9 protein-coding genes are annotated in these 12,419 nt (G+C 71.2%); 5 read left to right on the top strand and 4 right to left on the bottom strand.

Features of this window, described 5'->3' with window-relative positions; translation table 11 throughout:
- Nucleotides 1–125 precede the first annotated feature (125 nt).
- Nucleotides 126–1,523, top strand: coding sequence for a phosphomannomutase (locus GI374_RS04260; RefSeq protein ID WP_154335773.1), 1,398 nt, complete (start codon nt 126–128; stop codon nt 1,521–1,523).
- A gap of 3 nt (nt 1,524–1,526) precedes the next feature.
- Here the strand turns inward: GI374_RS04260 and GI374_RS04255 are convergent, their stop codons facing one another.
- The 3 genes from GI374_RS04255 to GI374_RS04245 are packed head-to-tail and all read right to left on the bottom strand — an operon-like array spanning nt 1,527 to nt 4,491.
- On the bottom strand, nt 1,527–2,486 hold the full coding sequence (locus GI374_RS04255; protein WP_154335772.1) for a nitronate monooxygenase family protein: 960 nt from the start codon (nt 2,484–2,486) through the stop codon (nt 1,527–1,529).
- Between the two features lie 13 nt (nt 2,487–2,499).
- Nucleotides 2,500–3,249 carry an ABC transporter ATP-binding protein gene (locus tag GI374_RS04250; RefSeq protein ID WP_154335771.1) on the bottom strand — a complete coding sequence of 250 codons (750 nt, stop codon included), beginning with the start codon at nt 3,247–3,249 and terminating at the stop codon, nt 2,500–2,502.
- Nucleotides 3,250–3,252: 3 nt separating this feature from the next.
- Nucleotides 3,253–4,491 carry a capsule biosynthesis protein gene (locus GI374_RS04245; RefSeq protein ID WP_154335770.1) on the bottom strand — a complete coding sequence of 413 codons (1,239 nt, stop codon included), beginning with the start codon at nt 4,489–4,491 and terminating at the stop codon, nt 3,253–3,255.
- A 553-nt stretch (nt 4,492–5,044) separates the two neighbouring features.
- Between GI374_RS04245 and GI374_RS04240 the strand changes: the two genes are divergently transcribed.
- The gene (locus GI374_RS04240; protein WP_154335769.1) at nt 5,045–5,797 is read left to right on the top strand and encodes an ABC transporter permease; all 753 of its coding nucleotides are present in this window, start codon (nt 5,045–5,047) and stop codon (nt 5,795–5,797) included.
- A gap of 8 nt (nt 5,798–5,805) precedes the next feature.
- On the opposite strand, the gene GI374_RS04235 is transcribed toward GI374_RS04240, so the two are convergent.
- Nucleotides 5,806–9,258: a calcium-binding protein gene (locus GI374_RS04235; RefSeq protein WP_154335768.1), complete on the bottom strand. Its 3,453-nt coding sequence runs from the start codon at nt 9,256–9,258 to the stop codon at nt 5,806–5,808.
- A gap of 373 nt (nt 9,259–9,631) precedes the next feature.
- Between GI374_RS04235 and rfbB the strand changes: the two genes are divergently transcribed.
- The 3 genes from rfbB to rfbA are packed head-to-tail and all read left to right on the top strand — an operon-like array spanning nt 9,632 to nt 12,395.
- Nucleotides 9,632–10,672: a dTDP-glucose 4,6-dehydratase gene (gene rfbB, locus GI374_RS04230; RefSeq protein WP_154335767.1), complete on the top strand. Its 1,041-nt coding sequence runs from the start codon at nt 9,632–9,634 to the stop codon at nt 10,670–10,672.
- Complete coding sequence (gene rfbD / locus GI374_RS04225) at nt 10,669–11,523, top strand: dTDP-4-dehydrorhamnose reductase (RefSeq protein ID WP_154335766.1); 855 nt, start codon at nt 10,669–10,671, stop codon at nt 11,521–11,523. The genes rfbB and rfbD overlap by 4 nt, the downstream gene beginning before the upstream one ends.
- Nucleotides 11,520–12,395 (top strand): glucose-1-phosphate thymidylyltransferase RfbA, encoded by an 876-nt coding sequence (gene rfbA, locus GI374_RS04220; protein WP_154335765.1) that lies wholly within the window; start codon nt 11,520–11,522, stop codon nt 12,393–12,395. The genes rfbD and rfbA overlap by 4 nt, the downstream gene beginning before the upstream one ends.
- Nucleotides 12,396–12,419 lie beyond the last annotated feature (24 nt).

Raw genomic sequence — 12,419 nt, 5'->3', positions numbered from 1 at the left:
GATGATAGCGACGCGGGCGCGGCGCTCAACGCCTGCGTGAAGGGAGCGGCACTGCGCCGCCGGTTGCAAATCGCCCGCGGCTGTGGTGCAGGGTGCGGCGGTTTTCCCAAGCCCCAGAGGCCATCATGACCGACCCCGCCCCGCTCGACCTCGGCCCGCGCGAGATCACCTGCTTCAAGGCCTATGACGTGCGGGGGCGGCTTGGCGAGAACCTCGACGAGGACGTGGCCTACCGCATCGGCCGGGCCTTCGCCGAGGCGCGGCAGGCCCGCCTGGTCGTCGTCGGCCGCGACAGCCGCGAGAGCTCGCCGGCGTTGCAGGCGGCGCTGATGCGGGGGCTGACCGAAGGCGGCGCGGATGTGCTGGACCTCGGGCTTGCGGGCACCGAGGAGGTCTATTTCGCCACGCCCCATTTCGACGCCGACGGCGGCATCGAGGTGACGGCGAGCCACAACCCCATAGATTACAACGGCATGAAGATGGTCGGCCGCGGCTCGGCCCCCCTGGACCCGGCGACCGACCTGCCGCCACTGGTCGCCCTCGCCGCCTCCGGCCGCTTCGCCGCACCTGGGCGCGTGGGCACCATCCGCCCGGCGGAGGGCGCGCGCGAGGCCTATGCGAAGGCCGTGGTCGATTTCATCGACGTGTCGGTCCTCAAGCCGATGCGGATCGTGGTCAACGCCGGGAACGGCACCGCCGGGCCGACCTTTGACGCCGTGGCCGCCGAGCTTGAGCGCCGCGGTGCGCCGCTCAAATTCATTCGCGTCAACCACGAGGTCGATTCCTCCTTCCCCAACGGCATCCCGAACCCGCTGCTGGAGGAAAACCGCCACATGACCGCCGACCCGGTGCGCGCGCACGGGGCCGATCTCGGCGTCGCCTGGGACGGGGATTTCGACCGCTGCTTCTTCTTCGACGGCGATGGGCGGTTCATTCCGGGCGAGTATATCGTGGGCCTCCTCGCCGCCGCCTTCCTCGAGAAATCGCCCGGCGAGAAGATCGTCCACGACCCGCGCGTGGTGATGAACACCGTCGCCATGATCCGCGAAGCCGGGGGCGAGCCGGTGGTCAGCCAGACCGGCCACGCCTTCCTCAAGCGCAAGATGCGCGAGACCGGCGCCATCTACGGCGGCGAGATGAGCGCGCATCACTATTTCCGCGACTTCCACTACGCCGATTCGGGGATGATCCCCTGGCTGCTGGTGGTCGAACTGCTCTCGCGCAAGGGCAGGACCCTGTCGGAGATGCTCAGCGAGCGGATGCGCCTCTACCCGTCCTCGGGCGAGGTCAACTTCCGCCTCGACGACCCCGAGGCCGCGATCGCGCGGGTGATCGCCCGTTACGAGGGCGAGGGCTCGGCGAGGGACGATCTGGACGGCATCAGCCTCGACTTCGGCAACTGGCGCTTCAACCTGCGGAGATCGAACACCGAGCCGGTGGTGCGGCTGAACGTGGAGGGCGAGGGCAACGCCGATGAGGTCGCGCGCCGCCGGGACGAGATCACGGCGCTATTGCAAGGGTGAGGGTCAGGTCCGGCCGAGCAGCCGGGCCGCCTCGGCCGCCATCGCCTCGACGATCTCCCCGGCGGGCCTGATCTCGCGGATCAGCCCCGCGGCCTCGCCAAACCAGACGGCGGTCCCCTCCGGGTCGCCCGCGGCGGCGGCCTCGCGGTAGCGCGGGCCTTCCTCGGCCACGGCCCGGCGCAGCTCGTCCTCGCGCCCGTGCCAGCGACGGGTGAAGGTGTTCTGCAGGACGCGGGCCGAGAATCCCGTCGGCCACGGAAGCTGCCGGGCGATGTCCGGCGTGGAGGTGCGGATCGTCTCGTCGCCTCCGGCCGCAAGGATCGCGTCGTGGTGGCGGGGGTGGACGAGCGCCTCGGCCGACGCCCAGAGGCGCGTGCCGACCAGCACCCCCTCGGCTCCCAGCATCAACGCCGCCGCAAGGCCGCGGCCATCGGCGATGCCGCCCGCGGCGACGAGGCAGGCGCAGGCGCTCTGCTCGCGGATCAGGTCGGCGGCCTCGGGGATGAAGGACAATGCCCCGCGTAGCGCGCCATGCCCGCCCGCTTCCGCCGCCTGCGCCACGACGACCTCGGCGCCGAGGTCGAGGGCGTCCCGGACATGGTCGATGGTCTGGCACTGGCAGATCAGCACCGCTCGGGCTGCGCGGATCTCGTCCACGAAGGGGCGCGGATCACCGAAGGACAGCATGACCGCGGCCGGGCGGTGTTTCAGCACACCGGTCAGCAGCGCGGGCGATTTCTGCAGCGACCAGGTGATGAAGCCGACGCCGACGCGTTCGCCCTCGGCGAGGCGGAACTGCTCCTCCAGCCAGTCCTCGTCGCCATAGCCGCCGCCGATCAGGCCGAGACCGCCCGCCCGGCTGACCGCCGCGGCGAGCGCGCCCCCGGCGGCGAAGGCCATCGGCGCCGAGATGACCGGGTGGCAGAGGCCGAGTGTCTGCGTCAGGCGGGTGGTCAGCTCCATGATCGCGCCTCCATCAGCGCGCGCCGCCCGGCGGGGCCGCCGCAGGAACCGGCGGCATCGCGCCCGGCTGCGGCGGGGCCGCGCCGGGCAGGATGCGGCGCGAGCGCGGGATGCCCAGCAGGTCCTCATGCATGGCAATCGCCTCGTCGATGTCGTCGAAGAAAGTCAGCCGCGCGTCATGCAGCACCGCGCCCATGGTGCAGAGGTTGCGCATCATCGGCATCGAGTGGCTGACCACCACCGCCCCCGCCCCGCGCATCCGGTCGAGGAACACCTGCTCGGAGCGCAGCCGGAAGTCGCCGTCGCCGACGCTCGTGACCTCGTCCACGAGGTAGGTGTCGAAGTCGATCCCCATGGAGGTGCCGAAGGCGAGTCGCGAGCGCATGCCCGAGGAATAGGTGAAGAACGGCCGGTCGAAATGCGGCCCGATATTGGCGAAGGCGCGGACATAGGCCTCCAGCTCGTCGGTATCGACGCCGTAGATCCGGGCGACGAAGCGGACGTTCTGCGCCCCGGTCAGGTCGCCGTGGAACGAGCCCGCGAAGCCCACCGGCCAGGAGAGCGTGCCGTCCGACCAGATCCGTCCCGAGGTCGGCCGCATGGTCCCTGCGATCATCCGCAGCAGCGACGACTTGCCCGCGCCGTTGCGCCCCAGCAGCCCGACCGAGACTCCGGTCGGGAAGGTCGCACTGATGTCGTCGGCCACGATCGTGGTCACGCCGCGGGCGCGGTAGCGTTTGGTCACATGCTCGAGCCGGATCATGGCTCAGCCGCGGTCTCGCACGCTGTAGTAGACGAGCGCCAGGATCGACCAGGCCAGCAGCGCGAAGCCCGCGAAGATCGCCAGCACCAGCGGCCGGTCGGGGCGCAGCGACTGCTGCGGCAGGTTCGGGGCAATATGCGCGGCGAGATAGCGGGTCTGGCGCCGCGCCTCGGCCAGCGCCAGATCGTAGGCGGCGCGCGTCGCTACCAGGGCCTCCTCGGCGAAGGTGCGGTCGGCGGCCAGGCGCTCGAACTCGGCCACCATGGTGGCGTAGCTCGCGCCGCCGGGTGCGTCGGCGGTGCTGATCCGGTTGCGCTCGGCCTCGATGCGGTTCTCGATCGCGCCGATCCGCATCTCGCCCTGCACCACGCGCGGGTCCTGCGGCCGGGCGCCGTTCTCGAGCAGCAGGTCCTGCGCCACCAGGGCCTCGGCCAGCTGCCCCTGCAACGCCGCCACGACCTCGAGCCGCGACGCGAACTCGGCCTGCGGATCGACGATCTGGGTGCGGGTGCGGAATGCCGTCATCTGGTCCTGAAGCTCGCGCACGCGGGCCTCGGCCTTGTCCAACTCCTCGCGCGCGTAGCGTGTCGCGTCCTCGCGCGCCTGGTCAGAGAGGCGGTTCACCGTCGCGCTGCTGGCGTCGAAGACGGTCTGCGCGATCAGCTGCGCATCCTCGGGCGAGAAGGCGGCGACGCGGACGGTCATGATGCCGGTCTTGTCGTCGTTGATGACCGTGACCTGCCGGTTCCAGTAGTCCACCAGATCCTCGATCGTGCCGTCCGGGTCGTAGGCATAGATGAAGTCGCGGGGCCAGTGCCGGGCCATCTCGGCGGGCAGGTCGACGCGCTCCATCACCGCCTGCACCATGTCGGGGCTGCCGATGTAGTCCTCGAGGATGTTGACGTCAGAGGCCGCGGTCGAGGTCGCGAAGGCGGTGATGCCGCCGAGCAGGTCCACGCCCGAACGCTGGTCCTCGCGCCGGACCGAGAAGGCCATGCTGGAGACATACTGGTCCGCGGCGCGGGTCCAGAGATACCAGGCCGCGGTGGCGACCGGCAGCAGCACGAGGACGATGAAACTCGCCAGCAGCATCCAGTGGCGGCGCCGGGGCCGGGCGGCCGAGGCCGGCGGCGGCAGCGGAGGCGCCTGCGGCGGGCCGCCATGGGCGCCGCCGGGCTGCGGCAGCGGCGTCACGGGCCGGGGCTGCAGCGCGGGCACGGCAGCCGGGGCGGGCGCCGGCACCGCGACCGCCGTGGCAGCGGGGGGACGGTGCGGCTGAGGCTGGGCGGGCTGGGGTTGCGCGAATTGCGGGCGCGCCGCCGCATGGGGTTGCGCCGAGGCGGCATGCGCTTGCTGTTGCGCTTGCGGCTGAGGAGGGGGCGCAGGGATCGCCTGCGGCTGCGCCGCGGGCGAAGCCACCGGCTGGGCGCCGGTCTGCGCGCCGGCTGCTGGCTGCGGCTGCGGCTGCGCCGGGGCGGGGCCCGGCCGCGCGCCCTGCGGCTGCGCCGAAGCCGGCTGCACGGCCTGCAGCGGCGGCTGTAGCGGCGGAGTTGGCGTCGTGGGTGTCGCGCCGCCGGGCGCGGCGGGCGAGGCCGGGCGCTCGGGGACCGGAGAACTGCTCAACACCGCGTTCCTTGTTCACCTCATCGGGCGCTTGTTACATAAGGCGTCAGCGCAAGGCCAGAGACCAGAACCCGTGACCGCCCCTGCCTCCCCTCACGAAAACGCGCGCGCCGGCGCCGGCCTGCCGCCGCCGCAGCGCCCCGCGGCGCGCGCCCGGCGGCCGGGGATGCGCATGGGCCGGACCATCGTGGCGCTGATCCTGCGCGAGATCGCGACCCGCTATGGGCGCTCGCCCGGCGGCTACCTGTGGGAGATCGCCGAGCCGGTCGCCGCCATCGCGCTGCTGTCGATGGTGTTCAGCGCCACCGGCATGCACCCCACCGTGGGCACCAGCTTCGCGCTGTTCTATGCCACGGGCTTCCTGCCGTTCTCGCTCTATCTCGACCTCAGCAACACCGTCGCGCGCTCGGTCCAGTTCTCGCGCCCGTTCCTGCAATACCCTTCCGTGACCTACATGGACGCGATCCTGGCGCGGGCGATCCTCAACCTGCTGACGCAGACGACGGTCTTCGTGATCGTGCTGGGCGGGATCGACCTGCTGTTCGGGCTCGACACGCTCTGGAACATCCCGGCGTTGGCCATGGCCATTGCCATGATGGCCGCCATCGGCATCGCCGTGGGGGTGCTGAACTGCTACCTGTTCATGGAGTTTCCGGTCTGGGAGCGGGCCTGGTCGATCCTCAACCGGCCGATGTTTCTGATCTCGGGCATCTTCTTCACCTATGGGATGATGCCGGCGAGTGCCCAGAAGGTGCTGTGGTACAACCCCATCATCCACGGCGTCGCCATGACGCGGGCCGGGGTCTATCCGGCCTATGACGCGAGCTATGCCACCCCCCTCTATGTGTTCGGGGTGGCGATCGTGGTGGCGTTCTTCGGCCTGCTGCTCCTCTGGCGCCACCACAGCCGTCTGCTGGAGAGCTGAGGCCCGGCTCAGAGCAGGAAGTCACCCGCATCCGCCACATGGCCGCTGATGCGGATCGCCATGTCGGCGCGGCGGTCGCCGTCGAAGTCGATCTCGGCCCATTGCAGCCCCGCAGCCCGGTGCAGGATCAGCTGGCCGGCCTGGCCCGTGAAGGCGGAGCCCGCGAAGCCGAGGCCCATGCCGCGCAGGTCGATCGTGTCGAGCGGGTCGAGATCGCGGATCCAGTCGCTCTGGCTGCCGGTGCCGCTGTCGCCGCGGGCGAAGACGAAGCGGTCGGCCCCGGCGCCGCCGACGAGGTAGTCGACGCCGGTGCCGCCATGGAGCACGTCGTTGCCGGGATCGCCCCAGAGGGTGTCGTTCCCGGCGCCGCCGTAGAGGATGTCGTCGTCCAGCCCGGCGATCATGAAGTCCGCCCCGTCCTCGCCCCAGAGGCTGTCGCGGCCCGCCCCGCCATAGAGCGTGTCATTGCCCGAGCCGCCCTGGATGATGTCGGCCCCGCCATTGCCGGCGATGAGATCGGCGTCCTCGCCGCCGAGCAGCGTGTCGGCCTCGTCGCCGCCCGCCAGCGTGTCCCGGCCCGCGCCGCCGTAGAGCGCGTTCCGGCCGCCATCCCCCTGCAGGAAGTCGTTGCCGGCGCCGCCATGGGCGATGTCGTCGCCGGGTCCGCCGAAGACACGGTCGTCGCCATCCCCGGCAAAGAACTGGTCGTTGCCGTTGCCGCCATGCATCACGTCGTTGCCCGCCCCGCCCGAAAGGGTGTCATTCCCGTCGCCGCCTGACATCTCGTCGTTCCCGCCCTCGCCCGCGAGGACGTCGTCGCCGGCATCCCCCGAGATGCGGTCATTGCCAGTTCCGCCGGTGATGGTGTCATTGCCACCGCCGCCGCCGATGGCGTTGTTCCCGGCATGGTCGAAGATCCAGTCGTCGCCGCCGCCGCCGAGGATCAGGTCGTCGCCCTCGTCGCCGCGGATGCGGTCGGCGTCGTCGCCGCCGACGATGGTGTCGCGCCCGGCCCCGCCCCAGAGCACGTTCCTGCCCGGCCCGCCGTCGATGTAGTCGTCGCCGCCCTCGCCATAGAGGATGTCGTTGCTAGGGCCGCCCCAGACCACGTCGTTGCCCTCGCCGCCGAAGGCCGCATCGTCTCCGTCGCCGGCATAGATCGTGTCATTTCCGGTGCCGCCGGAGAACTGGTCATTGCCCCCCGCGCCCATGAGGATGTCATTGCCCGCCTCGCCCACCAGCACGTCGTCGCCGGCGTGGCCGATGAGATGGTCGTCGCCGAGGCCGCCGAACAGACGGTCGTCGCCGGCCTCGCCCATCAGGGTGTCGTTGCCGGCCGTCCCGAACAGCGTGTCGTTGCCGTCGCCGCCCCAGAGTTCGTCGTCGCCATCGCCGCCATGAAGGAAATCATCGCCCTGATCGCCGCGCAGCTCGTCCCGTCCGGCGTCGCCGTAGAGGGTGTCCCCTCCCCAACCGCCCAGGAGCGAGTCGTCTCCTGCCCCCCCGGACATGAGATCGTCACCGTCCTGACCCCAGAGGGTGTCGTTGCCCGCATCGCCCATCAGCGTGTCATGGCCGTCGCCGCCCCAGAGGCGGTCGCTGCCCTCACCGCCCGAGAGCCAGTCCTCGCCGGCATGGCCCGAGATGTGGTCGTTGCCCGCCTCGCCCGCGAGGTGGTCGTCGCCCGCGCCGCCGCCCAGCGTGTCGTTGCCGTCGCCGCCATGGAGCGCGTCGTTTCCCGCGCCGCCGTCGAGATCGTCGTGGTCCGCCCCGCCGTAGAGGCTGTCGTCGCCGTCGTTGCCGATCAGCAGGTCGCGGCCCTCGTTGCCGTAGAGGCGGTCGGCGAGGTAGCTGCCGACCAGGGTGTCGTTGCCGCCGAGGCCATAGGCGGTCAGCGCCTCGGCCAGCGCCTCCAGCCGCTCGGCCCCGGAGGTGCCGATGCGGGTGATCTGCCCGCCCGGCGCGGCGTAATGCGCGACCGGGAACAACTGGTCGGTGATCAGCCCCTGCGAGAGCGGGTTGCCGTCATGGCTGCGGATGTCCACGGTCGTGGCGCCATAGCGCAGGATCAGCCCGGAGCCGGTTCCCTGCACCGAGATCTGCCTCGCCGACCGGATCATCCCCAGCGAGGACAGGTCGAGCCGGTCATGGCGCGGGTCGAAATCCGTGATGACGATGGTCCCGGCCACCGCGCCCGGCACGAACACATCCGCCCCGGCGCCGCCGGTCAGCGTCACCCCTTGATCGCCGGCCGAGAGGATGTCGTCGCCCGCGCCGCCGTCGATCGACAGCGTGCCCTCGCGCGCGACCAGCTGGTCGTCGCCGCCGGTGCCGGTCGCAGCACCCATGCTCGCCCAGCCGGTCGCGCCGATGATGCCGAGGTCGATCCTCAGCTGCGTCAGCCCCGCCTCGGTCCCGGACGCCGCGAAGAGGGCGAGGCTGCCGCCGATCTGCGCCGCCGCGAGCGCGCTGACGCGGGCCAGCGTCATGCCTGCGGTGTCCTCGATGCTGTGCAGATGCAGCAGCCGCCCGTCCGGCATCAGCGTGAACATCGAGATGCCGTCGTCGCGCCCGGCGGCGAAGACATAGGCGCGGCCGTTGACGGAGATCGTCTCGAGTTCGGTCACGCCCGCAAAGCGGGTGGTGCGCTCGTCGAGGATATGGTCGGTCATCACCAGCCCGCCATCGGCGCCGATGCGGAACACCGTCAAAGACGAGCTGCCCGCGGCGGCGACGATGGCAAAGGCCTGCCCCGCCACCGTGACGCCCTCGACATCGCTCGGGGCCGAGAACGGCGCATCGGCGCCCATGCCGATGGCGCTCACCGCGCCGAGGGGGCCGTCCGCGCCGATCTCCTGGCTGGTCACGAAATTGCCGTTGGTCGAGACCGCAAGCGCGAACCTCCGGCCGGCCGCTTCGAGGATCTCGATATCGGCGATGCGCGCGCCGTCCGCGGCGCCGGGCGGCATCACGCCGGCCGAGATCTGCTTCGCCACGCCGTTCGCCTCGATCCGCCAGCTCTGCAGCGCCGCGCCATCGGCCCGCGCCGTCAGCAGGACCGATGCCTCGCCGATCCGCGCAGAGGCGGCCGCGACGATGTCGCCGGGCAGGCCGGTGAGCGTCGCGCTGCCGACGCCCTGGCCGCGGTCGTCGAATCCCATGCCGCGCGTCGCGGCGTGTCGCATGCCGAAGCCGAAGGCCGCGAGGCCGTTGCCGATCTGCACGATGGTTGCGCCGGGCTCGACCATGTGGCCGAGGCTGGCGGGATGGGGCGCGTAGCCGGCACCGCTGGCGAGCGTCCCGGCATCCGCCGTGCGCCAGGTCGCGATGCCGCCGTCGATGCCGCTGACACCGACCGCCACGAGGCCGGCGCCGGTGCGCGCCACCTCGATATCGGTGATGTTCCTCGTCGCCCCGCTGCCGTCACCCGGCAGCGTGCCCACATGGCGCATGATGGCCATGACACGTCCTCTTCGTGATGCTGTCGCGGCCTCCCGGTGAGGGCGTGCCGCGGTCCGATGCCCTCACGAGGCCATGTTCCGCCGCGTTTGTCGGCCCGGCTTTGCCGACAATCCTACCGGTCCGGGGGCGGGCGCCGGGGGTGACAACCGAGAGGTGATCGATTAACCGCCCCGTAAGCCGGCGATGCTAGAACCGGCGCCGCGTTGATCGACTTGTCCTGTCCGAGCACCTGTTCATGAACAAATCATTTGAAATCAGTATGTTGACGATGTCGGGCGCGCGGGACGAAGGGGGGGCGCGGCACCCCGGCCGGATGTCCGTGGACCGCGGGCCGGGGCAGGATGAGGGACGGGCAGGGGACGGGAACCAAAGATGAAGAAAATCCTCATCACCGGCGGCGCCGGGTTCATCGGCTCGGCCGTGGTGCGGCTCGCGGTCGCGCGGGGGCATGCGGTGGTGAACCTAGATTCACTGACCTATGCCGCGAATCTGGAGAATGTGGCGCCGGTCGCGGCCTCGCCCCTCTACGCCTTCGAGCATGCCGATATCCGCGACCGCGCCGCGCTCGACCGCATCCTCGCCACGCACCGGCCCGACGCGATCATGCATCTCGCGGCCGAGAGCCATGTGGACCGCTCGATCGACGGCCCCGGCGCCTTCATCGACACCAACATCCGCGGCACCTACGCGCTGCTGGAGGCTGCCCGCGCCTGGTGGACGCAGCAAGGCCGCCCCGAAGGCTTCCGTTTCCACCACGTCTCGACCGACGAGGTCTTCGGCAGCCTCGGGCCCGAGGGCAAGTTCACCGAAGAGACGCCCTACGACCCGCGCTCCCCCTATTCCGCCAGCAAGGCCGCGTCGGATCATCTGGTCCGCGCCTGGCACGAGACCTACGGCCTGCCGGTGGTCCTGTCGAACTGCTCCAACAACTACGGCCCCTATCATTTCCCCGAAAAGCTGGTGCCGGTGGTGATCCTGAAGGCGCTCGCGGGCGAGGCGATCCCGGTCTATGGCGATGGCGGCAACGTGCGCGACTGGCTCTATGTCGAGGACCACGCCGACGCCCTGCTGACGGTGCTGGAGCGCGGGGAACTGGGCCGCAGCTACAACATCGGCGGCGAGAACGAGGCCACGAACCTCGATCTGGTGCGGGTGATCTGCGCGCTGATGGACGAACGCCGCCCCGAAGCCGCCCCGCACGACCGCCTCATCACCCTCGTCCCGGACCGCCCCGGCCACGACCGCCGTTACGCCATCGACCCGGCGCGCATCCGCGGCGAACTGGGTTGGCGGCCCTCGGTCACGGTCGAGGAGGGGCTGGCGCGGACGGTGGACTGGTATCTTGGCAACGAGGACTGGTGGCGGCCGCTGCTGGCGCGCGAGGGCGTCGGCCGCAGGCTGGGGACGGCATGATCGAAGAACTGCTCGTCTTCGGCCGCACCGGACAGGTGGCCCGCGAACTCGCGCGCCGCGGCGGCCACGCGCGCTTTCTCGGCCGCGAGGACGCCAACCTGACGGACCCCGCGGCCTGTGCCGCGGTGATCCGGGAAGCACGGCCTGCCGCCGTCATCAACGCCGCCGCATGGACCGCCGTGGACAAGGCCGAGGCCGAACCGGGCGCCGCGCGGTCGGTCAACGCGCAGGCCCCGGCCGCGATGGCCGGGGCCTGCGCCGCGCTTGGCGTCCCGTTCCTGACGGTCTCGACCGACTACGTCTTCGACGGCTCCGGCGTCCAGCCCCGGCGCGAGGGCGACGCCACCGGCCCGCTCGGCACCTACGGTGCGACCAAGCTCGAGGGCGAGCGCGCGGTCGCCGCCGAGGGAGGGCAGTGGGCCGTGATTCGGACCTCCTGGGTCTTCAGCGCGCATGGGGCCAATTTCGTCAGGACCATGCTGCGTCTCGGGGCCGAGCGCGAGCGGCTGACGATCGTGGCCGACCAGATCGGCGGCCCGACCCCGGCCGCCGACATCGCCGCGGCGCTCCTGGAGATGGCGGCGCAGATGCGGGCCGATCCGGGCAGGGGCGGCCTCTACCATTTCGCCGGCACGCCCGACGTGAGCTGGGCCGATTTCGCCCGCGCCATCTTCGCCCGAAGCGGCCTCACCCCCGAGGTCGTGGACATCCCGACCGCCGACTACCCGACCCCGGCCCGGCGGCCGCTCAACTCGCGGCTCGACTGTTCGGCGATCGAACGCGATTTCGGCATTTCCCGTCCCGACTGGCGGGCGGGCCTCGATGCCGTGCTGAAGGAACTGAACGCATGACGACGCAGCGCAAGGGCATCATTCTCGCCGGGGGCTCGGGAACGCGGCTCTATCCGATCACCATGGGCCTCTCGAAACAGCTTCTGCCGATCTACGACAAGCCCATGATCTACTACCCGATCTCGGTCCTGATGCTGACCGGCATCCGCGAGATCGCGATCATCACCACGCCCGAGGACCAGGACCAGTTCCGCCGCCTGCTGGGCGACGGCAGCCAGTGGGGGCTGACGTTCGAGTGGATCGTCCAGCCCTCGCCGGACGGCCTCGCGCAGGCCTATCTGCTGGCTGGCGAATTCCTCGCCGGCGCGCCCTCGGCGATGGTGCTGGGCGACAACCTGTTCTTCGGCCACGGGCTCGCGGAGCTGCTGGCCTCGGCCGATGCACGGGCCGAGGGCGGGACCGTCTTCGGCTACCGCGTCGCCGACCCCGAGCGTTACGGGGTGGTCGGCTTCGACGCCGGCGGCCGCGTGCGCCAGATCATCGAGAAGCCTGCGAAGCCGCCCTCGCCCTATGCCGTCACCGGCCTCTACTTCCTCGACGGCACCGCGCCCGAGCGTGCCGCGCGGGTGAAGCCCTCCGACCGGGGCGAGCTGGAGATCACGTCGCTGCTCGAGGACTACCTGGCCGACGAGCGGCTGACGGTGGAGCTGATGGGCCGCGGCTATGCCTGGCTCGACACCGGCACCCATGCGAGCCTGCTGGATGCCGGGAACTTCGTGCGCACGCTGGAGAACCGGCAGGGCATGCAGACCGGCTGCCCGGAGGAGGTCGCCTACAGCAAGGGCTGGATCGACGCCGCGGCGCTCGAGGCCCGGGCGGCGAAATTCGCGAAGAACGAGTATGGACGGTATTTGAGGCACCTGCTGGACTGAACCGCGGGAACGGCTGCACCGCCC

Source organism: Paracoccus sp. S-4012 (genome assembly GCF_009674885.1).
Lineage (GTDB): Bacteria > Pseudomonadota > Alphaproteobacteria > Rhodobacterales > Rhodobacteraceae > Paracoccus.
This window is presented reverse-complemented; position numbering and strand designations above follow the sequence as displayed.

What these genes read in the sequence shown, in the direction of transcription:
- GI374_RS04240 (WP_154335769.1), top strand. Translation starts at nt 5,045, where the DNA reads ATGGGCCGGACCATCGTGGCGCTGATCCTGCGCGAGATCGCGACCCGC.
- rfbB (WP_154335767.1), top strand. Translation starts at nt 9,632, where the DNA reads ATGAAGAAAATCCTCATCACCGGCGGCGCCGGGTTCATCGGCTCGGCC.
- GI374_RS04250 (WP_154335771.1), bottom strand. Translation starts at nt 3,249, where the DNA reads ATGATCCGGCTCGAGCATGTGACCAAACGCTACCGCGCCCGCGGCGTG.
- rfbA (WP_154335765.1), top strand. Translation starts at nt 11,520, where the DNA reads ATGACGACGCAGCGCAAGGGCATCATTCTCGCCGGGGGCTCGGGAACG.
- rfbD (WP_154335766.1), top strand. Translation starts at nt 10,669, where the DNA reads ATGATCGAAGAACTGCTCGTCTTCGGCCGCACCGGACAGGTGGCCCGC.
- GI374_RS04255 (WP_154335772.1), bottom strand. Translation starts at nt 2,486, where the DNA reads ATGGAGCTGACCACCCGCCTGACGCAGACACTCGGCCTCTGCCACCCG.
- GI374_RS04260 (WP_154335773.1), top strand. Translation starts at nt 126, where the DNA reads ATGACCGACCCCGCCCCGCTCGACCTCGGCCCGCGCGAGATCACCTGC.
- GI374_RS04235 (WP_154335768.1), bottom strand. Translation starts at nt 9,258, where the DNA reads ATGGCCATCATGCGCCATGTGGGCACGCTGCCGGGTGACGGCAGCGGG.